Raw genomic sequence first — 24,836 nt, 5'->3', positions numbered from 1 at the left:
GACAGTGAGGGCTTTAAAGAGCGGTAGTTGGTGACACACCGGTTACGATGCATCTACGCTATCGACACTAATCGTAAATCACGTACATATTTACTTTGCCCGTGACCGGGCCCGTGTAATTCGTCCCTGACCGGGTGACGGCGGCTTTCTGCACGTAGCGGGCCTGGAAGGCGGCCGTACTGAAAGAATCAAATACGGGATCAAAAGAGACAAACGAGCCGTGGCTGCCGGTATCCGTAAGGGTGCTGTTGTCCACATTCACCTTCGTGCCGTTATAGCGCAGCTCAATTTCCAGCCCCTCTATTTTGTCCCCGCCGGCCGTATCGTAGAGGCTGACGTTGTTGTCGCCGGAAAGCGATGAGCCGGTATCCTCAAAGCGGAAGCGGACGTGGTTTGTTTTACCGGAGCACTCCAGAGAGAGGTTAACGGGAATCTGCGCGCCATAGGCCGGTGCGCCAACGTGGGTAATGGCGTCAGCGGCCCAGCGCCCCATGGAAACGTTATAATCAGTGGTTTTGAGCTGGCAGGCTGGTGGAACGACTGTTATACCGGCACCGTCTAAAAATCCATTCAAAGTCGTCATGGTCGAATTTACGTAGAATGTGTTACGCAAAACGGATGAATTTAATACCTTCAATGGACCGTTATATTGTATCGGGCCTATTTTAACCAATGACATCCTCAGTGATACGCTTCCGGTATAAGAAGGAAAAATCTGATTTATAGGTGTAATTGAGGTTCTGTATTTTCTCATCGTCTGTGTTATACCCTGCGTTGTATAACCTGCCGGACTGCCCTCGACTTCAGTACCGCTGGGGACTTTTGTTGTAAAGGTTGGGGCGCTATAGGACGTGTCATAGTATTCACAGTTCACTGACACTCCTCCACAGCCTGTATAATCGAATCCTGGCCCGTTGTTGAATCTGAACCATAATTTCAGACCCAATCCAGTATCACTAAGTCGAACATATCCGTTGCTATCGGTTGCTAGAACTAAGCTACTATTTATATAACCATCAATATTACTTCCTCCACCAGCGATCCCACTGGACGTACAGGTAACGGTAAAATCAGATAAGCCTTCTCTATACCCCCATGAAAAAATTTCGGTTCCGTTAGGGATATCATTGCCGACTACCAGCGTTCTGGGTATGGTCAGCGGCCTTTCGTCAGGGACTATGTAGCTACACCAAGCAGCAGGCTGCCCCAGTAAAGGTCCGGGGCTGGACCAGGCTGCCGTGAAGCTATACGTTGCGGCTATCGCCTGGGGAGCAGCCATAGAGGCTGTAGCGAGCGCGCCAACATAAGCCAGTGCGTGAATTATCCTGTTCATGGCCTCCGCCCTCCCGGTCTCGTCGATGCTTTAAAGAGAGCTACGCTGTATTGGCGAAAAAGAAACGAAAGAGACTTTATCACTGTTGGTTCCTCTAATTTATTTAGATGTTCTGATGTAAAAAGCAGGTTTGCCGCCATTAATTGGAATGAATTAATGGCGGCGTCGGTTTTTAATAAAATAAAGTTTTATTCGTCATGCGCAGTAGCGGCGGCGGTTAGAACGTCTTCTTCACGCCCAGCGTGCCTCCGTAGTCACCGTACTGCTCGCCGCCTGTACCGGAGAAGTGTCCCCAGACCTGTAGGCCTTTGACGATCTCACCCTGTACGCCGACTTTGACCTCGTAGCGATTTTTCGGCATGCCGTCTTTGACGGTGTAGCCGTTGAAGTCCAGCGTGTTTTTGGCGTTGTTATACAGCCAGTTCGCTTCTACGAAGGGCTGGAAAGCGTTGTCGCCCAGCGTGCTGCGGCTGTAGGTGCGAACGCCCAGCCGGGTCATCACGCTGTCGGCATCGCCGTTGTCAACGCGCATGCCGCGGCTGTCGGTGACGGAGTCCGCCCTGTAGTCGCTGTAGACAACCTGCGCCTGCGGTTCGATTATCCACTGGCGGGCCGGCGCGTCGTGGGCTACGAACGCATAGCCGGATTCCAGAGAGGCGGTCATCACCTTACTGTTGTAGCTTTCCTTAGGATCGCCGCCGCCGCTGACGGTGTTGTCAAACCAGCTGTACTGCATCCAGCCGTCCAGATAGAGCCCGGTAGGCGCTTTCATGTTCTGATTGGCGTACCAGGTGGCGTAAGCGCCCAGGCTGTAGCCTTCTATCTTGCCGGTTGAAGACTTGCCGCTGCGCTGTAGGGTGCTGTCCGTCTCGCTTTGACCGTAGGCGCCCATGACGCCCACGTGCCAGCGGTCGTCGCCGTTGCTGGTCCAGTTGGCCAGTTCGCCGCCCAGGTGAACGAGAGAACTGTCGGTATCCTGATCGAACAGGCCGTCCGCCGCTTTACTGTCGGTGTGGTTGCCTACGATGCGCAGCCATACGGACGGAGCGTAGCCGTCTTTGTAAGCGTGCGTGAACTGCGGTTCGCCGAGGCGATCGTGCAGAGAGTGCACAAACAGGCCGGTGGCTGCCGTTTGGTTCGCCAGATAGGCGCCTACCGTCGCACGGAACATCGGGCGACCGTTTTCATCATAGTTGCGCAGGTACCAGCTCTGATCCGCCGCGTTGGTTAATGAACCGCGGAACAGGCCGTACTCAAACGGACCGTTTTCAACGTATTGCCCCAGCGTGAAGGCGTTCGCATCGGACGTGCCTAGCACTTCAACCAGCTTGATGCCTTCTTTTTCTGACAGGCCAACCTGACCTTTGAGAGTATTGAGCGCCAGCACCGTCGGTGCGCCAGAGGCCGTGGCGTTATCCACCACCAGAATGTCGCTCTGGGTGCTTGAGCCGCCGCGGTTGACTACGGTGTCCATCTTCACTACGCCGCCGTCGGAAACGAATTGACCGCCGCCGTTAGCGCCCGCCGTGCCGCTGCCGCTGATAACTAGCGTATCGCCCGTCAGGCCGTTTTGGCTTAGGTCGATTGCGCCGCTGTTGGTGAAGCTGCCCAGGTTCAGCATTTGGCCCTGAACGATGCCGCTGCGACTGGTGTCGTAGTGCGATAATCCGTCCGCCAGATACTGGCCGGAGGTGTTCACGAACTGTTCGCCGCTAACGGTAACCAGACGCACAACGCCGTTGGCCGCGTTGTTAAAGATGCTGCTTGCGCCGCCAAAGGTAGAGATTGCTACGCCTTTGGTATCGCGTACGCCGTCGCCGTCGGTATCGGCGAAGTTGCGGATATCAAAGCTGTTCGGCGAATAGTTGTTGAAGGTGACAGCGGTGCCGTTGGCGAACGTCATATAGCCGGTTACGGTGCCGTAGTTTTCAATCAGGGCTGAACCGCCTACGATGCTGCCGGTGATGGCGTTATCGCTCATGGCATCAATAACGCCGTGGTTGTTAACGGTGTGGTTAGCCGTGCTGCCGACGCCGGTCAGCTTAACGCCGTAGCCGTCGTTAGCGCCGCCGTGTACCTGTGCTCCGGTATCAATATCAATCGTGCCGGTGCCGCTTACGCCAAGGAACAGGCCGCCTACGCCCTGAGTCGCGTCGATAAGGCTGTTAGCGCCCAGATGAATATAGCCGTCGACGTCCGTGGCGTTTGAGCCGTTGTCCCAGGCCGCAATGGCGATACTGTTTCCACCGCCGGCGGTATTGCCGGAGACTTTGATCGTGCCGTTATCGTGCTCGACGCTGGCTTTGCCGCTGGCGTTGGTTTTGGCTTCCAAACCGTGGTTGTCGCGGATGCCGTTTGCTTGGCTGGTGGTGATATTGTTCAGCGAAACGATGCTCACGTTACCGCTGGCGGTCATGCCAAGAATACCGTGTTCGTCGGTCGTGGTGATTTCACCAGTGTTGGTGATGGTGACGTCGCCGCCGTTATTCACGTTGGCGTAGATACCCATTGCGTTATCGCCCGAAGAGCGGATATCCGCAACGTTGGTAATTACGATATCGCCGCCTTCGCTGTGTGCCGCTATCGCACGGGAATTATCGCCATGGGTGGCAATGTTAGCCTTGTTGGTGATAGTTATCGTACCGTTGACGCCAGCCGTTGCAACGTTGGCCCAAATTCCATCAACGTCGTTGCCCTTGGTGCTTAGCGCGCCTTCGTTCTGGATGGTGATATCACCGCCATAGGTTTGTGCGGCCATCGCATGGCTACCGAAGAAGCCGGAACCGTTGCCTTGGGTAGAAATTTCGCCCGTATTCAAGATGGTGATGCTACCCGTGGCGTTACCGACGCGCGTCGCGATCCCGGTGGAGTTATCCCCCAGCGTGGTCAGCGTGCCGCTGTTCTCAATGCGAATCGAACCGGCGGTGCCGTAGTGGTTGGATTCGATGGCGCGCTGTTCGTTCTGCTTGGTCAGGATCGTGCCGTTTGAATAGCTAATCTTGTTGTCGCCCGTGGAGTTTGCGCCGTGGTCGGCTAAAATTCCATGGCTGCCGGCAGAGGCGGCGCCTCCGTCCAGCGTGATGTCGTTTTGGGCGATGACGGTAGCGTCTCCGCTGACGCTGACGCCAATCGAGATCCCGTCCGCCATGCTGGCCGATACGCCCAGCGCGTCGTTATTGATCTCGGCGTTGGAGACGACGGTGACGTCGCTGTCACCGACAGCCAGGATGCCTGCAGAGTCAGCGCCGCTTACGTTGATGACCGCGTCTTCAACCAGCACGTTGACTTTCCCCGCTCCCGTAGCCGAAGCCACGATGCCGTGTGCGGCTTCACCCGCCGTCTGAATGAGGTTCGCTTTAACCACGTTGACAGTCGTATCTCCGCCGCTGCTGCTGGCGTGGATGCCGTGGCCGCGATCGGCAACGGTTGAGATGGAAAGCGCGTCGGTATCGTTTTCATACCGAATGGCAACGTCGCCAGCCGCATTGTGGCTATGGGCGCGCAGCGCGGCGCTGTCCGCCACGGTGTTGTGGTTGATGACTTGGCCTTTGGCGTCGATCAGCACGTTGCCGCTGCCGTGGTTATCCGCATAAATCGCATAGGCGGGGAGGACGCTGCCAAAGGTTTCTGCATCGCCGTACGCGTAAACGTTAACGTCTCCGGTTGATGCGGTATTGGTAATGCCCGTGTGGATAGCAGAACCGTAGCCCATCGCCGCCGTCGTCAGCCCATCCTGAACGTTTGAGGTGATTTTCGCGCCTTCCCGATGGATGATAGTAATAGCGTCCTGTCCCATGGCGAAAATGCCGGTGCCTGCATCGGTAGTGATATCCCCGGCGTTGTCGAGCAGTGAAACGCCGCCGGCGTTAATGTAGATGCCCGCATAGTTGACGCCGGTTCCGTGGAGAGCGCCGCTATTGGATACTTCGACTTTACCGGACGCTGAACCTGCGGCAATGGCGTGAACGCCAGCCGTGATATCGCCCTCGTTAGCAATGAGCACGTCGCCCGTTCCGGCGTTATAAGCGTTGATGCCGCTGCCTGCCAGCGACGTGATGTCGCCCTGATTGCCGACGCTGACTTTTCCTAAGCCCGCAGCAGCGCTGACCTGCGCCAGCAGGCCGTCGGCAAACTCGCCAGATAGGGAGATATCGCCGGTATTCACGATGGTTGCATTGCCTAAATTGCTGGCTACGCTAACGCCGTGGGCGGTGTCCCCATTGGTAGATATGGTGGAGTTGGTTATGGCGACGGCGTCTCCGTCGGTTCCCGCTGAGACGTGTATCGCCGTAACGCTTTCACCTATCGTATTGACCGACGTACCCACTCCCGTGGAGACCGACGCGCTGCCGCCGTCGGACCATGAGACCAGGCCAAAGCCGGTCGTGCCCGAGCCGCTGGTGACGCTATCGGTAACGGTCAGCGTACCGCCGTTATATTTAATCAGCGAATTTCCCTCGCCTCGGGATATCGCCTCTATACCGTAGACAAAATAGCCGGAAGCGCTGCCGGAAAGCTTGCTGACGGTGATATCGCCAGAAGCGGTAATATCGGCGTGGCCGAGGTTGCCCTGCTCGACGTAGGAGCGAATGCCAATCAGGGAATCCGTCGTTGCGTGATTGCCGGTAAGGGTAATCCCGCCGCTGCTGGTGCCGTCATAGACAACAACCGCGTTGCCTAAGGAATTGAGGTTAGCCGTTTCGAGGAAGTTGTCGATGCCTATCAGGCTATGGCTTGGCGTGGCGGCGAGAAGCGCAGAATCATCAACGATAATGCGCGAGTTGCTGTTAACGGTGGTGTTGGTGTCCTGGCCGCGCGTGCGGGAAGATATGCCGCCCTGCGTTGCGGTAATGGTGCTGCCGTTAAGATCGTTGATGGTGCTATGCGCGCCTGAGTTGACGTGAATACCGTCGGCCAGATATTGCCCAGCGCCGCCGGATACGTTGCCGCTGTTGTTGACGACCGCATCGCCGCCGTTGGTGAATATCTGGATGCCGGTCGCCGCTGCGTTGACCGTACCGCTATTGGTTATTGAGGCCTGCCCGGCAAGGCCCGTCTGGGCCTCGATGCCGATTGAACCCTGACCGGCGGCATGAATGTCGGCGTTGGACTGAATGCTGACCAGCGTATTGCTGATGCCTTGAATCGTTGAACTGTTGCTTCCGGTCGTTTTTAGCACCGCGCCGCCGTCGGCGACGATGGTGGCTATGCCTGTGCCGCCGGTGATGGCGAACAGCGCGTGCCCGCCGGCGACGTCAATCGTGCCGTTACCGTGGTGGTTAATGGTGACGTTGCCCGCCGTGGAGCTTGCTTCAAGGCCGTCGGCCGTATTGCTGGCGCCTGCGTTTGTCAGGTTCAGCGTGCCGTTGACCGTGACGGTGCTGTTGCCGGTGCCCGCGCCGGCCTGCACTGCCGTATCGGCGTTGGGACCAAAGTTCAGCGTGTTGTTGCCGTTAAGCGTGATGCTGTTGTCGCTGACGTTGCCGTAGACCAGAATACCGCCCATGGCCGTACTCGGATTCGCGGTAATGCTGCTGTCGGTTAGCGTCAGGCTGGACGTGCCGCCGTTCGTACTGGAAACCAGAATCCCCGTTCCGGCTGCGTTCACCGTAGCGCCCGTCACGGTCAGCTCAGCGGCGTCCGTTGCGGAGGTGCAGGTAATGCCGCTGGAAGTGATGGATGACGACGATGAACAGTTATCGGCCCAGGCGCTGCCTGACCCCAGGGCCATAGCCACTGCGGCTACCAGCGCGCTTGGGCGAAGGGCGTTTCGGGCTTTGAGCCCTTTACTCACGCCAGAGGGAGGCTCTATCGCTTTTCCCTGTTCGGGGAATTTTCCATATTTCATATCTGTTCCTTTAAACTTCACAAGCTGGCCAAAAGAGACAAAGGAAGGCCAGCTCGTTGTTTTATTAACAAGCGTTTTAGTAAGCTGAATGTTTTCGTTAATAAAAGATTAACGTAGCGTATTTATTGTTCTTTTTAGATTTATCCTTGGCCCCTTATTATTTATTCCATCGTTTGCTTTCTGGCTTTATAAAACGTTACCCAGTGACGAAGGTGCTTTAATCATTAAGACATTGCTGCCAATGAAGCGCTTTTCTTTTCTCTAAATGAGCTGATGTTATAAATATACTTCGCCTGGAAGGTGCGCATGCAGGTCATGCACCTGTAGCGCTGGTATCCCGTCTTTCCTGAACCGTGCTTTATGATCCCTTCACTACTTCCGCAATGTCTGCAATGTACTTTTCTATTAAACATAATATCCTCCGTTATATTTCTAAAATCCCTATTCGTTATGAATAGCGTGTGCTAATAATCCGTTTAGCCGCTTTTAGGTGTGGCAATTTAGTGGTAGGTGACAAACATATTGACTCTCCCGGTCACCTGGCCGGTGTAGGTGCTGCCCGACTTTTTTATGTCCGAGCGCAGTAGCGCCGGATAGCTAAAAGAACAGTTCACCGCTATTTGTGATGAATTGCTCCAAATAGGAGAAAAGTTAAGCGTAGTGGCATTTACTCCGCCTGCGCATAAAAGCAGCCCCATCCCCAGAAGGGGACGAAGACCGTTTATACGCCGCTGACGCCTTTTACTACTGTTCAACATTAGAAACTTACCTTCTGCGACAGCTCATCACCCGCGCCGCCGTAATCGTTAACGGCGCTGTAGGTCAGCGTAGCGGATTTGCCGACGAAAGCCTTAGGCACCAAGTAGCGCTGGCTTCCCATCGGGGCCGGCATGTTGATTTTGTCTTCCAGCGTCACGCTTTTGCCGCCGCCGACTTTAAGCTCCAGCTTGCCAAAGCTGATGTAGTAGGGGGATGGATTTACGGCCTTCAGCCAGACTTTTCCGCCTTCGCGCTCGACTTCCCAGCGCAAGGATTTCGCCGCCTGCGATGCGCCTTTTTCGTTAAGTCCTTGCGGGCGTACGAACACCTTCAGCCGGCTGCGGATAGCGATAACCAGCTTGTTTTCAGCCTCTTCTCTTTTAGCCTTCGGCGGAATTTCCTGTAAGGAGAGCCAATAGACGGACTCCCTGTCCTGCGGGATTTCTGCCGGGAGAACCACCAGGCGCAGCTTGCCTTCCGTTTTGCCGCCCAGCTTTATCACCGGCGGCGTTAGAACCAGCGGAATGTTGCTGTCGCTGCCGTTCAGATCTTCCAGCCAAGACTGGACCAGATACGTTTCTTCGCTGTCGTTGATAATTTCTACCGGAGTTTCTTTATCCTGCGCATAGGCAACGATGCGCGTAAGCTGCGGGCGAACTGCCGATGAGGCGACCAAGGGAATAAGGCAACCTGCGATCAATGCGGAGGTCAGGATGCTCTTTCTGATGGCGTTAAACATGTCTATTTCCTTTCAGTTCTTGTTGTTACTTACAGTTAACCGTTACTTTTTTGTGCCACTGTTCGGCCTGTGCGTCTTTTGCATCCTCAGGTAAACGCGGTAGCGTAAAGCGACACTGCTGTGAGTCATCGCTGCCCCAGCTAACGGTTAATACTTCGTCTTTACGCGCATCCAGACCGGTCAGATAGGCGATGCCGTTATTGCCGACGATGCCCGCCTCTTCCGTTTGGTCCTGCACCGTAACGTAGGCGCCAACCGGAATATCCCTGTCGCTTTTGATGATGACGATAGCCCTGCGTCCCACTCGGGTGACGAACTTCAGCAATACCGCCGCGCCTTCGGTCGGAACAACCTTGCGCGCCGATTCTTTCAGCTCGACGCCTTCCGTATCCTTCACGTCAAGCGAGATAGTGTTGTAGCGGTAGGGTGAGAGGTAGGTAACGACGGCCCGGCCCCAGAGATCGGTTTTCACGTTGCTATTGCTGGCGACGCGAATACCGGGGGCGTCCGGCGTTTCGATAATGGCGATGGTGTCGCCCAACTGCTGTGACAGAACGACGCCGCCTTTGTACAGTACGACGCCGCCCGCAGCGCCAAACGAAAGCTGATCGCTGTACTTGCTGTGGCTAATGGACGTATTCATATTGGCGTAGCTGGCGTTATAGCCAAGCGATGCCGACTCGGAAAAGTCGCCTCTGTGGTCGCGCTGTACGTTGGCCGAATAGGACAGCGTGTTGTCCGGTAGGCTGCCGGCAAAGCCCATTGACTGGTTGTACTGGTTGTCCTTATTGCGGGTCAGGTTGTAGTTCAGCGAGCCGCGGTGTCTGTCCTGTTCGCCCCAGCTCAGCGGCATGCTGACGCTTAGGCCAATTTGGTTGTCGTAGCTATCGCCGCCGTTTTTGTTATAGGTGTACATCAGGCTGGCGGAGGCTTTGCCGATTTGCATGCCGTAACCCGCTGAGGCGGAGGTGCTTTTTTCGCTCGTACCGTAGTAGCGGTCCTGGCTGAAGGTGACAAACAGGTTGCCGTACTCGTTCATACCCTGGTTGACGTTGACCTCGATGCGGCTTCTGCGGCGCTTGTTCCACAGGCTGTCGCCTTGCTCGAACGGATCGCTGCCGTCGTAGCCGCTGCGGCTGATGAATTCCGAGAATTCCAAAAAGCGTTCGGAACGGTACTGGTAGCCGAGTATGCGCAGACCAGTGTCCGAGGTGTCGAACTGCTTGGCGTAGAGCAGGCGAACGGCGCTGCCGTTGCGGGTTTCTTCTCCATCGTTCGGCAGATCCCAGCTTTGCTTATAGCGGGCCTGGGCGAGGTCGAGTGAGAATGCGCCGATGTCGCCGGCGTTCCATGCGACGCCCATTGCCAGCGACTGGTATTTATCCGAACCCAGCGCGCTGCCGTTGAGCGTAAAGGCCTCAAAGCCGCGCTCCAGGCTGAAGGCGCCGACCATCGGGTTGCTCGACAGCGAATCGTCGCGGTACTCGCCAAATGAGGCGCTGTAGCGCATGGCTCCGGGGCGGATCATGTTGGGCAGGGCGGTGTAGGGCACCTTAAAGTTTTGCACCGTGCCGTCCGTTTCTTCCACCGTGACGTCCAGATCTGCGCCGACCTGGCCGCTGTAGATATCATCAATGGCGAAGTTGCCCGGCGTCAGCGTCTTGCTGTAGATAATGTTGCCGCGTTGGCGAACGGTCAGGCGCGCGTTGGTTCTGGCCGTGCCGCGGATGACCGGCGCGTAGGTAAACTGGGATTCCAGCATCATCCTTTCGTTGGTTGAAAGGGTTATTCCTCGTAAGGGGATGACGCCCATGATGCTGCTTGGCGTGTAGGTGTAGATATCGCCCGCGGTAACCTTGGAGCGCAGGGCGACGATGTTGCGCTCTACGTAAAGGCGGTCATGGTTGGTTTCCCAGCCTTTTCCTGACTCTTTATTGAAGGTGTCAAAGCTGTAGAGCCTCCAGGGGCCCGCCGTCGCCACGCTGTTAAGACTGACATAACTGCTGTCGGTGGTTGTTTTATCGTTGTCGGGACCGCTATTTTTTTGCCTGGAGCTGTAAACGTAGCCGTTGTAGGCGGTCCGTAAAGACGGCGTGCCGTCGTCCCACTCTTTAGGGGAGATCATCTGGAAACGCTCGCTGTTTACCGCTTCCTGCGGTAGCGTGAGCCTGAGCGTCTGCTTTGCGTCGTCGTAATAGAGATTGGATGCAGGAATGCGTTCCCGCAGGTTTTCACAAACGGCGTTCGGTTCTGCTTTTCCGTCTTTTGCTTTTAATTCGGTTAGCCAGTCGTTATAAATTTCAGTCTTTACGCCTGCGGCATTCAGTAAATTTTGGTTAAGGCAGGGAAGTACAATTCTTTTTTCATTATCTTCAACAAAATTCACTTCAAATCTGTCAACCAGACGATCGTTAACGACGATATCAATCGTTTTTAGGCCAGGAGTAATGGCGTTTTTATATAGAAACACGCTTGGCGATGCGCCGTTTTTGTCTTTGCGAAGAAATAGCTCTTCAAACTCGGCGTCGTTGCCCGCAGCGATGGCGCTGGCTGATAAAGAGGCCAGTATGCAGATAAAAAGCGACGATAGTTTAGGTTGGATTTTCCATTGCCCAGCGGTTTTATTTTTTATAGCCCGAGTATTTGACGTCCTTTTCATTGCATCCACCGTTTTTACTATAAGCTGGAATATCCGTTTCCATATGAAAATTGGCTACGGCAAAAGCTGCCGTAGCCAAGAGGGACCTATTAGAAATAGGAGATAACGAAGTCAGCTACGCCCTGCACGTTACCTGCGGTAACTGCGGTGCTCAGAGACTTGTATGCCGCCTTATAGTTCAGTGTCAGAGGACCCGCGGAGCCGATAGCCGGCAGAGCCAGACCCGGATCTTTAGCTGGACCGCCGTTCAGGTCGATTTGAGTAGTGCCGTTAGGCTGCATGATGGCAACGGCAACGTCGGCAGCCGGAGAGGTGGCGGCAACGTTAGCCATTACGTAGGCATCACCGGCCGGAGATGAGGATGAAGTGAACACGGCGCGAACGTTGTTCAGCGCGGCAGTCGCTTCACAACCTGCCAGTTGAATAGAGAACGGCGTTTGGCCAGCATAGGTGCCAGCTGCGGCGTTCAGCGTAGTTGCCGTAACGTTTGGCAGAGTCAGCGTAGCGTTAATCGGAGAACCGGTAACGACGCTGTCAGCGGTAACTGAAGTGATTGCCGTACAGGCTGAAGCGGTAACCAGGCCGTTGAAAGTGATGGTGCCGTCAGCGGCTTGAACTGCAGTGCTGCCCAGCGCTAAAGCGGCCGTAAGGGCCAGAAGGCTCTTATTTAGTTTCATTGTAAACTCCATTTAGTTAGTGATTGACTGACTTACTTTTTTGATGACCGACAAATGTCGGAAATACACCTGTAAAAATCCATTTAAGAAAAGCTAGCCGCTCCTGTCGGTTAAGTGATATAACCACAAGATTAAGTTTAAATAGCCCGTTAAACGGATGGGTCTTCAGGGTTCGTTATAAAAAATGGCTTACCGTTTTTAATGCTGAAATATCGTATTTATTACGTGTTTTTTCTTGCGCAATGGGTGTTTTTGTATTTTATTTAATTGAAAATTATAAAAATTATTGAATTCACCCTGCTCTTATGTTTTTCATTTAATCACGATCTAAAAATCTAATCAACATGAGATGATTGGTTTTAATATTCACAAATGTTGTTTTTGATAGTTTTATATTCTGGTTTTATGCTAAATTTACAGAATTTAAATCTTTTTATTTCTGTTTTATCGATCATTAATTGATGAATTATCTTTTTAATTTGGTTTAATATTTTTTTTAACAAATGTATGAGTGTTTAATCATTCTTGTAATTGGGAGGGGTGAGATAATTTCTCATGTTCTTGATGGGTGTTTTGTATTCTTAAAATATGTAAATTTTGTGTTATTAATAATTAGGTGGGTTAATGAATTACTGTATTATTTTATGGGTGAAATATTTAATAAAGAAAAATATTCTTTGGAATAAAGCCATATTCATACGGTTTTCTCCACCGGCCTTTTGCAATGCTTGGTTTTGGGGCCGGAGCGTCGAGCGCTGCGGCTATCCGATAGCCAACGTCATTCATGCTTCTTATGGCAGCGATTTATTGATGAATAATATTCATACAGATAGTAAAACGGACGAAGAATAGCTTGCTCTAAGGCAAGGAAGTGTCGTTTTTTGTGCCTTGTCAGGAAGGCGGCGCTGGTTTGGCTTTCGCGAAATGTGTTAAAAACTGCTGAAAGTAAAAAAATGTAATGGTAAGATTCTTTTTTAACTGACTTGGTGAATAGTGAGATGGGTAAAAACGTTGTCGTACTAGGCACTCAATGGGGTGACGAAGGCAAGGGCAAGGTCGTAGACCTGCTGACAGAACGGGCTAAGTATGTTGTTCGCTACCAAGGCGGGCATAACGCGGGCCACACTCTTGTAATCAACGGTGAAAAAACCGTACTTCATTTAATTCCTTCCGGTATCTTGCGTGAAAACGTTATCAGCGTGATTGGTAACGGGGTCGTGCTTTCTCCCGATGCGTTAATGAAAGAGATGCGTGAGCTTGAAGCGCGCGGCATTCCGGTACGTGAGCGCCTGCTCCTGTCCGGCGCTTGCCCGCTGATTCTGCCTTACCATTCTGCTTTGGATATCGCTCGCGAGAAGGCTCGTGGAGCTAATGCTATCGGAACGACCGGTCGCGGCATCGGTCCGGCCTATGAAGATAAGGCGGCTCGCCGTGCGCTGCGCGTCAGCGATCTGTTCAATAAAGAGCGTTTCGCGGCCAAGCTGAAGGAAGTGATGGACTACCATAACTTCCAGCTGGTGCACTATTACAAAGCCGAAGCGGTTGACTATCAAAAAGTGCTGGACGACGTGATGGCGATTGCCGACGTGCTGACCTCCATGGTGGTTGACGTTTCCGATCTGTTGGAACGCGCCCGTCAGAAGGGCGAGCTGATGATGTTTGAAGGCGCGCAGGGCACGCTGTTGGACATCGACCATGGCTCTTTCCCTTACGTAACCTCTTCCAACACCACCGCCGGCGGTGTGGCTACCGGTTCCGGCCTTGGCCCTCGCTACATTGATTACGTGCTGGGCATCGTGAAGGCCTACTCAACGCGCGTTGGCGGCGGTCCGTTCCCGACGGAACTGTTTGACGACGTGGGCGAATACCTGTGCCAGAAGGGCAACGAATTTGGCGCCACGACCGGCCGTCGCCGTCGCACCGGCTGGCTGGATGCGGTTGCCGTTCGCCGCGCCGTACAGCTGAACTCGCTGTCCGGTTTCTGTATGACCAAGCTTGACGTACTGGACGGCCTGAAAGAAGTTAAGGTTTGCGTCGGCTATCGTATGCCGGACGGCCGCGTTGTCGACACTACGCCGCTGGATGCAGACGCATGGGAAGGCATCGAGCCTGTTTATGAAACTCTGCCTGGCTGGTCTGAAAGCACCTTCGGCGTGAAGGACGTAAACCAGCTTCCTCAGGCCGCTCGTAACTACATCAAGCGCGTTGAAGAGCTGACCGGTACGCCAATTGACATCATCTCTACCGGCCCTGACCGCTCCGAGACGATGATCCTGCGCGACCCGTTTGACGCTTAACGGTAAACGTCTTTAAATCACACGGAAAACAGGGAACGAATGTTCCCTGTTTTTATGATTATCTGCTTGTTAGATGTGTATTACATCCATTTGGTATTAATGCTATTTATCTAACTACTTGAGAATATCTTCTATCTTTTTATTCATCTGCGTCCGGTTTTCTTTTAGCTCCTTCACGACGTAATCCATGATGTCAATTAACTGGTTTTGGCGCCTCTGCAGGTCGGCAATCGCCTTTTGGCTCGGCGATTCCCCGTCAAAGTGGGCGTTGTCAAATATCTGAGCGATCGCCGCCAGGTCGTCGGGTTTGTTTGTCATCATCTTCTCCTTTTGAGTTATCGATAGCGTCTTTAAACTAAACGCATTGCCTGTGTTTATTGCTTACCTGATTCGGTTTTTATATACACGATGGACTCGGGGGCTCTGACCCCTTCAAACTTGACGAGTGCCAGATTTGAGCGCTGTTCTCGGTGGTTAATTTTCCCAATCGATCTTTCCCAACTGGCGCTCGCCGCCGCGGCGATGAGTTGGCTTACTTTCGGCAGCAGCGCTTCTACCAGTCCGGGGACTTCGGCGTGAAGAATGCTATAGGTTTGAAGCAGCGTCATTCTCGCCGACTCCTTCTGGATATCGGTATGGGCAACGCCCTGCCCGTATGCGCCGAGTATCAGCGAGCGCCAGTTGTGCAGGAGAGCGAATGCGGCGAGGAAGATACCTTTTCGCCCGCAGGAGGGAATTTTGTCGTCCAGTTTTTTGATTTCCTTAAGGATGTCCTTCATCGCAGGGACCAGACAGAGCATAATTTCCGTATCATATTGATATGTATTTATATATTCTCTAATGCCTTTTTCAATTTCGCCTTCGCTCATCGCGTTGAAAGCGTCAGTAAACGCGCCTATTTTTTGCAGCGCGAGGGGGCTAAAAGCCGATTCTTCGGCGTAAGCTACGGCGTTCATCACGGGTTGCAGTTCGTTTGTATCCACTAACCCGTCTAAATGTAGAACTCCTTGATCTAAATGGTAAATTTGCGCCGAGCTGCAACCGCCCGCTGCACCGACCGCAGGGCGGCTACCCAGGCCTGTGTCGAAATGGATTTTTGGGTATTTTTTCGACAGGAAGCTTCGCGCCTGACAGGCGCGGCCGATGCATATGGAAAACGGGACGCTCTTTTGGGTCAGCGCGGCGTAATAGGTTTCAGCGCCTGAGGTGGGCTTTTTATCCAATGTTTCAATCAGGCTCGCAATATTGCGTTTGGTTTCGTAGGCTATCTGGCCTTGGCCAGCGGGGCCGGTGATGTCAAAGTGCAACAGCCGCAGGCTTTCCATCGTCAGGCTGTTGTAGTGAAACAGTTCGTCAAATAGGCCGGAGAGCGGTAGTTCCTGCTTTATACCCGTGGTGCTATTGAGCGCGTTAAACCGCTGGGCGTTGTGATAGCTTTTGGCAAGGTATCGGTACAACTGCTTGTAAAACTGGTCGTCTTTTTCTTGGTCGATACGGTTGCGAAAGTAGTAGCCGCACAGCGAACGGTTATTGTCCGCTTTGCCGCAGCCTGCGTCGCCGTGGATATGAAGGACGGTGGTTTGTGCATTGAGCGGGGCAAATTTTTCTGGCGCGCTGCTGTCCAAAAGGAAGTCAAAAAAGCGCCGGCAGTGCTCCATGCTTAACAGATCCAGACCGACAAGCCGAGTTGTCGCTTTTTCTTTTTCTCTTTTTTCTTTGAACAACGCGCGGATTCTATTCACATCACCGTCGAAGCCTTGTTTATCCAGGCTGCTGGATGATGTATGGACTAGAAGCCTGTAGTTTTCATATCCGTATCCATCGTTCAGGCGTATGAGATTATCCAGTCCGTTGACGTCGTCAACGTCGGCGGCGATTTGGGCATACTGCACGCCGCTGGCCTTGATGTATTCCAGCGCCATGGCGTAAAACGCGTCTTTAAACTCGGCGTTGAGTACGGCTTCTCTGGCCCATAGAGCGTCGTCAGACGGAATGTACCTGTTGGCGTTGTATATTTTGTTATTGAAATAGCGGACGAGCAGCGTATTGTTTGGCGTTTTTAGCACCCCGTTCTCTAACAGCCGTCGAGTGACTTTATAAATATCCGCCGAATCTATGGAGTAACGCCTAAATATCCCTATATTGGTCAATAGCAGCACGCTGGCAAAGTAAATGCTTTCCGCCGCGCATTCACCTCGCAGGTAGTGGGCGTAGTCAGCTTGAGAAAAGGGGTTTTTCTCTTCCATACGCTCTAGAGCAAGCATAAAAAGCTTATAGTGCGCCTCGGTCTCAAGCGCTTCAATTTGGGCCTCATCCTTTTGCCTAAATATGGCTGGGATGTCCCACTTGGTACTGCTATAGAGCATGAGCCAAAGCAGCGAGATTGGCGACGCCTGTTTTAGGGTAATGAACCTGTTTTTATCGTTCGGATCGACGATGAATTTCATCTCTTTCGGTAATGAATATTCACTTTCCAACGGCAGGATGCCCAAAAAGCGGCTGTAGAAATCGAACGGGTAGTGGGTAAACGGGGTCTTGTCGCCATCATAGCTAAAGTAGGCCATAAAAATCTCCTTCCTGAGAAAAAAGCGGCTTTAGTACTTATCAATTTATTTCTTTAATATGGATTTATGGTGCTGATAGTCTAAGCATAGACAACATTTTTATTTTTTGTTGAAATGAGATATGAGTGTTCTTATTTGTTTTTTAAGAAAGGCCGTGAAATGGAACTATTTATGTAATGTTTTTTTACTGTATTTAATAAAAACAATAGGTGGTTTATATCTCGGAAGGCTTTAGGTCCGCATTGGACGTGTGTTTATTTTTTATAATTTGATTCACATCCAGGTTTGGCAATATTTGATATCTATAAATAACGATTTTTAGCGTGGAGTGGAAATATAAATTTCCATATTTATCGACGATTTTTTGCTATCAGCGTTTATTTTGATGTTGGGCGGCGATGGCGTTTTCAAACAGGGTGCTGATGGAGTGCGCCATGGTCTGGAGCAGGTTGCCCATTGCCATCGCTGGCGCTTCACCCAGCGCCTTTTATCTTCGCTATGGTGAACGCGGCAACCGCGAGGCTGTGAAAGCGCGTTGCGTCCTTTCTAATAGAAGTCGCTGGGATGGGAAAAATGGAAAAGAAGGCGCCTTGAATATTCGCTATAAAAAGCAGGAGGTAGTTTTGGTGCGTTAATAAAAACTGAGAGATTATAAGGCTTTTTGAGAAAGTGGTGTATCTATCGGATTCGGTATAGACGCTAAAAATCTTTGCCTAACGCGAAATACGGTTATCAAAATAGCATAAACGAATAGCCTTCCGCCTGCTTCGGCTTTTTATTTATCTTTTCTCGTTATTAATAATATTTTTCATATGATGAAACGAGCACCGTTAGCGCGGTTATTTAATAACGTTCCATAATGGGCTTCTTTACGTCCTAACACTATCGTCGAAAAGAGGCGGATTCTGTGCCGGTGCTGGCGCAGAGATCCATTGCCGGAAGCCGCTTAAATTCTCTAATACGCCAGATTTTTGCGATTAACGTTACCGGCTTTGGGGCCGATCGTTTACTATAAGAGCAGTATATGACGATTTAAGAGGTACTTGTGCAGTTAACCAGTTTTACCGACTACGGCTTGCGGGCGTTGATTTATATGGCCTCTCTGCCGAAAGGCGAGTTGACCAGCATATCCCAGGTAACCGACGTTTACGGGGTTTCCCGCAATCACATGGTAAAAATTATTAACCAGCTCAGCCGCGTTGGCCTGGTGGACGCGGTGCGCGGTAAAAACGGCGGGATCCGCTTGGGGAAGCCCGCTGGGGATATCCGCATTGGCGACGTCGTCAGGGCGATGGAACCGCTTTCTCTGGTTAACTGCAGCGCAGAGTTTTGCCACATCACGCCGGCCTGTCGCCTGAAGCTGGCGCTGGACAAGGCCATTAAGTCGTTTCTGCACGAATTGGATAACTACACGCTGGCGGACATGGTGGACTCGAACGAGTCTCTGCAAACGCTGCTGTTTACGCCGCATCCCGCCGCGTTATCAATGAAAGTAAAAGGGTAAGTCATGAATAAAGATCCTTTCCTGGCTCGCGAAATGGAGAAGTACGATGACCCCATCCCCAGCCGCGAATACATTCTCGACCTGCTGTCAAAACGGCAGGCGCCCGCCAGCCGCGATGAGCTGGTAGAGGCGTTGGAACTAAAAAGCGAAGAGCAGCAGGAAGCGCTGCGCCGCCGCCTGCGGGCGATGGAACGCGACGGGCAGTTGGTGTTCACAAGGCGCCAGTGTTATGCGCTGCCTGAGCGGTTGGATATGGTGAAGGGCCTGGTGATTGGCCACCGTGACGGTTACGGATTTTTGCGGGTGGAGGGCAACAAGGACGACCTTTACCTTTCCCCTGAACAGATGAAGATGGCGATGCACGGCGACGTCATTTTGGCTCAGCCAATGGACCTCGATCGCCGAGGCCGCCGCGAGGCGCGCGTCGTTCGAGTGCTTGAGCCGCGCAGCGCGCAGATCGTCGGCCGCTACTTTACCGATTCAGGCGTGGGCTTCGTCGTCCCTGACGACAGCCGCCTGAACTTCGATATTTTGATCCCGCCGGAAAGCATCATGGGCGCCAGAATGGGCTACGTGGTGGTCGTTGAGCTCACTCAGCGTCCGACGCGGCGCACCAAGGCCATCGGTAAGATCGTTGAAGTGCTCGGCGACAAGATGGGCACCTCCATGGCGGTGGACATCGCGCTTAGAACCCACGAGATCCCTTACGTCTGGCCTGAATCCGTGCTCAATGAAATCAACGGCCTGAAGGAAAGCGTGCCGGAAAAAGCAATAAAGGGGCGCGTTGACCTTCGCGACCTGCCGTTAGTGACTATCGACGGTGAGGATGCTCGTGACTTTGACGACGCGGTATGCTGCGAGAAAAATCGCGGCGGCGGTTGGCGCCTGTGGGTGGCCATCGCCGACGTAAGCTACTACGTGCGCCCCGGCACCGCGCTGGACGCCGAAGCGCACAGCCGAGGCAACTCGGTTTACTTCCCGTCGCAGGTGATCCCAATGCTGCCGGAGGTGCTGTCCAACGGGCTGTGCTCGCTGAACCCGCAGGTAGATCGCCTGTGCATGGTATGCGAGATGACCATTTCCAAGGCCGGTCGCCTGAGTTCGTTCAAGTTCTATGAAGCGGTGATGAGCTCCCATGCGCGCCTGACCTACACCAAAGTGGCCCATCTGCTCGACGGCGACCAGGAGCTTCGCGAACACTATGCGCCGCTGGTGCCGATGCTGGAAGAGCTGCATAAGCTCTACCGCGTGCTGGACGGCGCCCGCGAGCAGCGGGGCGGCATCTCGTTTGAAACGGAAGAGCCGAAGTTTATTTTTAACGCAGAGCGGCGCATCGAACGCATCGAGCCGTTGGTGCGTAATGATGCCCATAAGATCATCGAAGAATGCATGATTTTGGCCAATATTTCCGCCGCGCGCTTTGTCGAGCGGGCGGAGGAACCGGCGCTGTTCCGCATTCACGATAAGCCCAAAGGCGAAAACCTGACGTCGCTTCGAAGCGTCTTGGGCGAACTTGGGTTGACGCTGGGCGGCGGCCTCGAGCCTGCGCCCAAGGATTACGCCAAGCTGATGGACGCCGTAGCGGACAGGCCCGATCGCGAAATGCTGCAAACCATGCTGCTGCGCTCGATGAAGCAGGCGGTGTACGATCCGGAAAACCGCGGTCACTTCGGCCTGGCGCTGGACGCCTACGCGCACTTTACTTCGCCAATCCGCCGTTATCCCGACCTGTCGCTGCACCGGGCCATCAAGTATCTGTTGGCGGGAAGCAAGGGCGGAATGACCTCCAGCGGCGGCTGGCACTATGCGATGGAAGACATGCTGCAGCTCGGCGAACACTGTTCGTTGACCGAGCGTCGCGCCGATGAAGCGACCCGCGACGTGGCGGACTGGCTGAAGTGCGACTTTATGCAGGATCACGTCGGCGAAGCGTTTAAAGGCACGATATCCAGCGTGACCGCCTTTGGCTTCTTTGTGCGCCTTGACGATCTCTATATCGACGGGCTGGTGCACGTCTCTACGCTGGAGAACGACTACTATCGGTTCGATAACGTCGGCCAGCGGCTGATTGGCGAGTCTTCCGGTCAGACCTTCCGCCTGGGCGATAAGGTTGAAATCCGCGTTGATGCGGTGCATATGGACGAGCGGAAAATCGACTTTGCGCTGGTTTCCAGCGAGCGTCGCCCGCGCGGCGAAGGCAAAACCGAAAAAGAGAAGGCGAAGCGGTCAGCCAGACGCAGCAAGTCCGAGGGCTACGCCGCCGATACCGGCGTGCGGGTAAAGCCGCCGAGAAAGCCGAAGGTCAAAAACGACGAAGCCGGTTCGGACAAGGCCTCGAAGGGAAAGGGCAAGAAGCCGTCGGCCAAGACCAAAAAGATTACGGCCGCGCTGAAGAGCAAACGGGCGAAGAAGGCCGCTGAACGTTAATCCACATTCCTTGTTAAATTACACGGGGCGGCGCAGAGGCCGCCCTACGCTATCGTCAGGATACGAAGTACGCTATGAGTGAAATCATTTACGGCATTCACGCCGTCGAGTCGCTGCTGGAGCGAGATCCGCAGCGCTTTATCGAAGTGTTTATTTTAAAAGGGCGCGACGATCGCCGCCTGGCGCCGCTGGTGAAGGCCATTGAGCAAAACGGCATTTCCGTTCAGGTCGCCAACCGCCAGTGGCTGGACGCCAAAACCGAAGGCGCCGTCCATCAGGGCATTATCGCCAGAGTGAAGGAGGGGCGTCAGTATCAGGAAAACGATCTGCCAGACCTGCTTGAAGCGCTGGATTCTCCGTTCCTGCTGGTGCTGGACGGCGTAACGGATCCCCACAATCTGGGGGCCTGCCTGCGCAGCGCCGACGCGGCGGGCGTGCACGCGGTGATTGTTCCTCGCGATCGCTCGGCCCAGCTTAACGCGACGGCCAAGAAGGTTGCCTGCGGCGCGGCGGAGACCGTTCCGCTTATTCGCGTCACCAATCTGGCCCGCACCCTGCGCTACCTGCAGGAGCAACAGGTTTGGATCGTCGGTACCGCCGGCGAGGCCGACCATACGCTGTATCAGTCGACGTTTAAGGGGCCGGTTGCGCTGGTGATGGGCGCCGAGGGCGAAGGCATGCGCAGGTTGACGCGTGAGCACTGTGACGAGCTGGTCAGCATTCCGATGGCGGGCAGCGTGTCGTCGCTAAACGTCTCTGTCGCCACCGGCATTTGCCTGTTTGAGATCGTACGCCAGCGCGGATAACAATACGTTTCACTATAAACGCCCGCATTTTTTGCGGGCGTTTTGCCATCAGGCGCTGCGCAAGTCTTGTAGCAGCACGCCAACGGCCAGCGTTTCCTCATCGTGTGATTTATCCCGCCAGGTTTCTTTCAGCGCTTCCTCTTCCCACATCATGACCGACTGTAGGTTCAGCAATCGCTGGGCGTACTCTTTTGCTTCGGGCGTCAGCTGAAGGCCGTAGCTCTGAATGCGGAAGGCAACGGGCACAAAGAACGCATCGACGGCGGTGAAGGCGTGCCCGGCCAGGAACGGCCCGCCGAACTGTTCAAGCCCCGATTCCCACAGTTCACAGAGGCGATCTAAATCCTTCACCAGCGCGTCCGGCAATTGGTGCAGGCGAAGGCGCACGCCGACGTTCATTGGGCAGGTGCTGCGCAGGGAGGTAAAGCCCGAATGCATTTCAGCGCAGGCGCTGCGGGCCCAGGCTCTGGGCTGACGCTCCTGCGGCCAGACTTCAGGGTGGGATTCCGCCAAATATTCAACGATGGCCAATGAATCCCAGACGGCGATTTTGTTGTCGACCAAACAGGGGACTTTGCCGTTGGGAGAAAATTCGCGGTAATGCTCCCAGTTTTCTCCCGGAGCGGAAGAAAACGGAATCAGCGTTTCTTCGAAGGGGATGCCGAGCTGGCTCATCAGCACCCAAGGGCGTAATGACCACGACGAGTAGTTCTTATTGGCGATATAAAGTTGATACACGCGATACTCCTTCCTGCTGAAGTGAACAAACACAGCTTAAAGTGTAGGACAGGATTGATTCTCGGCGGTATTTTCCTACCGTCAAACGCGAACGCCGATAAGCGTCAGGATCAGCGGCGTAGTGATGGCCGACAGCACGGTGGAAATGACCATGCTGGACGCCGCCGGGCCGACGATGACGTTAAACTGACGCGCCATCAGATAGACGTTAACGCCGACCGCCATCGAGCCTAAGAGAACCACAACCTGAGTTTCCATCGGCGGCAGGCCGAGGGCGACGGCAAGCCCCCAAACGACCATCGGCTGAACTACCAGTTTGAGAACGCAGACGATAGAGCTTATCTGCCAGCCGTCGCGGATGCGATATTCGGCAAGCCCCATCCCCAGCGCGACCAGCGACATCGGGGCGGCGATTTGGCCGAGCATGCCGATGGGCTTATCGATAAATTCCGGCAGATCGTAGCCGGTGAGGCTAAACAGCGTGCCGGAGATGATGCCGATAATCAGCGGGTTTTTCAGCACGTTCTTGGCGGTATTGGCAAAGCCTTTAATCGACAGCGAGCCGTTTCGCGACCACTCCACCGATACGGTGACCAGCGTCCAAAGAATGAGGCCGTTAAACACCAGCACCAGCGCGACCGACGGCAGGGAGGCTTCCCCTAATGCGACGGTCGCGACCGGAATGCCGAGCATGACGTTGTTTGAGAAGATCCCGCCTAAGGCAAACACCGAGCCGGAGGTGCCGTCGAGCTTAAGCGCTTTCGACGCTAAAACCCGGCCGATGACGAAAACGATAAGGCAGCTGCCGAAAAAGGCCACCAGCAGGCGAGCATCGACCGGTGGCTGCTTGGAGAAGCTGCACATCATGCGAAACAGCATGGCGGGCAGGGCGACGGAGAAGACGAAGCGGGTAAGCCCGTCGGCGGCAACTTTACTCCACTTGCCCCAGCGGATCAGTCCATAGCCGAGTATCGCGAGAATAAACAGCGGCGCAGACAGTACGATTTGATGCCAGAGAGGGAGTAAGAAGCTTTGCATGAACCTGCCCGATCTTTAGAAAAGTGTGTGGCGTTCTCCGCCAGATTCTCCGAACTATACGGAGTGGCTAAAAAACGTCAATAGCGGGCGGGCTTTTCAGAAAGTCGTGCTTTATTTTCCGGCCGCTGCGTCAAATAACGCTGAGTCTTCATGAGATTGCAGCACGCTTTTGTTTTCAGGCTAAAGCGGCCCAGCTCAGTTTTTCAACGCGTTATAAATCGATACTCGCGATATGCCCAGCGTATCCGCCGCGACGGTAGCCGCGCCCCTGAGTTGCAGCAGCCCCTGTTCAGACAGCGAGCGGATAAGCTTTTGCCGCTGCGCCGTGGTGAGCGCCCGCGGCTGCGCGTTTAGCCTAGCGGCGTAGTTGTTGATTTCGGTACGGATGTCGTCGAGCTTCCAGGTTTTAAGGGACTCGTTCATCGGCGCCTGCGGGCTTTCGATCGCAGTGAGCTGCTCCAATACGCGCTGCATGGTCGAGAACAGGGAGACGTCCAGATTCAGGCACAGCGCGGCGACAAACTCCCCTTTGCTGTTTCTAAGGCCGATCGACGTGCTTTTCGCTTCTCGCCCGTCGGGGAAGTGGTTGCGGTAGTTTTGCACGATGTCGGGAAACTCGGCGTCCTGAATGCGCGCCAGCCCCAGCTCGGTGGCGGGGGAACCCACCTTGCGGCCCGACAGCGGGTTTTCAATCGCGACGACGGCGTGCTCAGGGTGCGTCAGGTCGTGCACTACCACCTCACAGCCGGGAGCGAACATTTTCCCCAGCGCGGCGGCGATTTTTTTTGCTTCACGCAGCAGCAATTCGTTTTCGCCTTCGGTCGGCGCCTGTGGTTTCTTTTTTGATGTCATCGTCGCTACCCGTTTTACTATTTGTCGTTAATTGTACAGTATGATAAACAGCATGTCCCGTTAGCAAAAAAACGTAATGAAGGAGCGTACCGCCGTGTCTGCCACTATCTTTGAACAACTGATATCGCTTTTAGACAGCAACGACGCGCGCTATCGCGTCATCGAACACGAAACCGCCGGGCGCTCCGCCGACGCGGCGAAGGCGCGGGGAACGAAAATCGAGCAGGGTGCGAAGGCGCTGGTGTGTCACGTTAAGGGCAACGGCGTGAAGCAGCACGTGCTGGCCGTATTGCCCGCGCACCGCAAGGCCAACTTGAGTCTGGTCGCCCGCCAGCTCGGCGGCACGCGCGCCTCGCTTGCCAGCCCCAAAGAGGTGATGGAGCTAACCCGGTGCGTGTTTGGCGCCATCCCGCCCTTTAGCTTCCACCCGGACCTTAAGCTGGTGTGCGATCCGGCTCTGTTCGAGCAGGAAGAGGAAATGGTGTTCAACGCCGGTTCCCTTGAGCGCTCCGTTTTACTAAACGTAAAGGATTACGCGAGGATCGTTTCGCCGGAGCTGTGTGAGTTTTCTGAAGAGAGTGAGGTAAGTTAAAAG

General features: G+C 54.1%; 17 protein-coding genes. 5 read left to right on the top strand and 12 right to left on the bottom strand.

Features of this window, described 5'->3' with window-relative positions; translation table 11 throughout:
* Positions 1 to 67: 67 nt before the first annotated feature.
* The 6 genes from V8L73_RS16630 to V8L73_RS16610 all read right to left on the bottom strand — a co-directional run bounded on the left by V8L73_RS16630 (position 68) and on the right by V8L73_RS16610 (position 12,015).
* Positions 68 to 583 (bottom strand): fimbrial protein, encoded by a 516-nt coding sequence (locus V8L73_RS16630; protein ID WP_347253503.1) that lies wholly within the window; start codon positions 581 to 583, stop codon positions 68 to 70.
* A gap of 967 nt (positions 584 to 1,550) precedes the next feature.
* Positions 1,551 to 7,181: an autotransporter outer membrane beta-barrel domain-containing protein gene (locus V8L73_RS16625; RefSeq protein ID WP_347253502.1), complete on the bottom strand. Its 5,631-nt coding sequence runs from the start codon at positions 7,179 to 7,181 to the stop codon at positions 1,551 to 1,553.
* A gap of 224 nt (positions 7,182 to 7,405) precedes the next feature.
* The gene (locus V8L73_RS19920) at positions 7,406 to 7,594 is read right to left on the bottom strand and encodes an IS1/IS1595 family N-terminal zinc-binding domain-containing protein (RefSeq protein WP_420864727.1); all 189 of its coding nucleotides are present in this window, start codon (positions 7,592 to 7,594) and stop codon (positions 7,406 to 7,408) included.
* A 344-nt stretch (positions 7,595 to 7,938) separates the two neighbouring features.
* Positions 7,939 to 8,679 carry a molecular chaperone gene (locus tag V8L73_RS16620; RefSeq protein ID WP_347253501.1) on the bottom strand — a complete coding sequence of 247 codons (741 nt, stop codon included), beginning with the start codon at positions 8,677 to 8,679 and terminating at the stop codon, positions 7,939 to 7,941.
* Positions 8,680 to 8,704: 25 nt separating this feature from the next.
* A complete protein-coding gene (locus V8L73_RS16615) occupies positions 8,705 to 11,338 on the bottom strand; it encodes a fimbria/pilus outer membrane usher protein (protein ID WP_347253500.1) in 2,634 nt (877 codons plus the stop codon).
* 89 nt (positions 11,339 to 11,427) lie between these two features.
* Entirely contained in the window at positions 11,428 to 12,015 is a 588-nt protein-coding gene (locus V8L73_RS16610; protein WP_051155851.1) for a fimbrial protein, read from the bottom strand.
* A gap of 998 nt (positions 12,016 to 13,013) precedes the next feature.
* Here V8L73_RS16610 and V8L73_RS16605 point away from each other — a divergent pair.
* The gene (locus V8L73_RS16605; protein ID WP_261831932.1) at positions 13,014 to 14,312 is read left to right on the top strand and encodes an adenylosuccinate synthase; all 1,299 of its coding nucleotides are present in this window, start codon (positions 13,014 to 13,016) and stop codon (positions 14,310 to 14,312) included.
* A gap of 114 nt (positions 14,313 to 14,426) precedes the next feature.
* Here V8L73_RS16605 and V8L73_RS16600 read toward each other — a convergent pair whose 3' ends face one another.
* The 3 genes from V8L73_RS16600 to V8L73_RS16590 all read right to left on the bottom strand — a co-directional run bounded on the left by V8L73_RS16600 (position 14,427) and on the right by V8L73_RS16590 (position 17,339).
* A complete protein-coding gene (locus V8L73_RS16600) occupies positions 14,427 to 14,630 on the bottom strand; it encodes a hypothetical protein (RefSeq protein ID WP_027276107.1) in 204 nt (67 codons plus the stop codon).
* A 56-nt stretch (positions 14,631 to 14,686) separates the two neighbouring features.
* The gene (locus V8L73_RS16595) at positions 14,687 to 16,876 is read right to left on the bottom strand and encodes a hypothetical protein (protein ID WP_347253499.1); all 2,190 of its coding nucleotides are present in this window, start codon (positions 16,874 to 16,876) and stop codon (positions 14,687 to 14,689) included.
* Positions 16,877 to 17,246: 370 nt separating this feature from the next.
* On the bottom strand, positions 17,247 to 17,339 hold the full coding sequence (locus V8L73_RS16590; RefSeq protein ID WP_071783434.1) for a RebB family R body protein: 93 nt from the start codon (positions 17,337 to 17,339) through the stop codon (positions 17,247 to 17,249).
* Between the two features lie 582 nt (positions 17,340 to 17,921).
* On the opposite strand from V8L73_RS16590, the gene nsrR reads away from it, so the two are divergent.
* The 3 genes from nsrR to rlmB all read left to right on the top strand — a co-directional run bounded on the left by nsrR (position 17,922) and on the right by rlmB (position 21,613).
* The gene (gene nsrR, locus V8L73_RS16585) at positions 17,922 to 18,380 is read left to right on the top strand and encodes a nitric oxide-sensing transcriptional repressor NsrR (RefSeq protein WP_051155850.1); all 459 of its coding nucleotides are present in this window, start codon (positions 17,922 to 17,924) and stop codon (positions 18,378 to 18,380) included.
* A 3-nt stretch (positions 18,381 to 18,383) separates the two neighbouring features.
* Positions 18,384 to 20,807 (top strand): ribonuclease R, encoded by a 2,424-nt coding sequence (gene rnr / locus V8L73_RS16580; protein ID WP_347253498.1) that lies wholly within the window; start codon positions 18,384 to 18,386, stop codon positions 20,805 to 20,807.
* Positions 20,808 to 20,881: 74 nt separating this feature from the next.
* Positions 20,882 to 21,613 carry a 23S rRNA (guanosine(2251)-2'-O)-methyltransferase RlmB gene (gene rlmB / locus V8L73_RS16575; protein ID WP_027276104.1) on the top strand — a complete coding sequence of 244 codons (732 nt, stop codon included), beginning with the start codon at positions 20,882 to 20,884 and terminating at the stop codon, positions 21,611 to 21,613.
* Between the two features lie 48 nt (positions 21,614 to 21,661).
* Here rlmB and V8L73_RS16570 read toward each other — a convergent pair whose 3' ends face one another.
* From V8L73_RS16570 to V8L73_RS16560, 3 genes are all read right to left on the bottom strand, one after another.
* Positions 21,662 to 22,351, bottom strand: coding sequence for a glutathione S-transferase family protein (locus V8L73_RS16570; RefSeq protein ID WP_027276103.1), 690 nt, complete (start codon positions 22,349 to 22,351; stop codon positions 21,662 to 21,664).
* A gap of 81 nt (positions 22,352 to 22,432) precedes the next feature.
* On the bottom strand, positions 22,433 to 23,389 hold the full coding sequence (locus V8L73_RS16565; RefSeq protein WP_027276102.1) for an AEC family transporter: 957 nt from the start codon (positions 23,387 to 23,389) through the stop codon (positions 22,433 to 22,435).
* 195 nt (positions 23,390 to 23,584) lie between these two features.
* Entirely contained in the window at positions 23,585 to 24,241 is a 657-nt protein-coding gene (locus V8L73_RS16560) for a helix-turn-helix transcriptional regulator (RefSeq protein ID WP_051155849.1), read from the bottom strand.
* 76 nt (positions 24,242 to 24,317) lie between these two features.
* Here V8L73_RS16560 and V8L73_RS16555 point away from each other — a divergent pair, with 76 nt between their 5' ends.
* Entirely contained in the window at positions 24,318 to 24,833 is a 516-nt protein-coding gene (locus V8L73_RS16555) for a YbaK/prolyl-tRNA synthetase associated domain-containing protein (RefSeq protein WP_347253497.1), read from the top strand.
* The last annotated feature ends 3 nt before the right edge of the window (positions 24,834 to 24,836 follow it).

The organism is Leminorella grimontii, assembly GCF_039789245.1.
In the GTDB taxonomy this organism is placed as follows: domain Bacteria; phylum Pseudomonadota; class Gammaproteobacteria; order Enterobacterales; family Enterobacteriaceae; genus Leminorella; species Leminorella grimontii.
The sequence above is the reverse complement of the archived record's forward strand: the minus strand, read 5'-3'. Positions and strand labels throughout refer to the sequence as shown.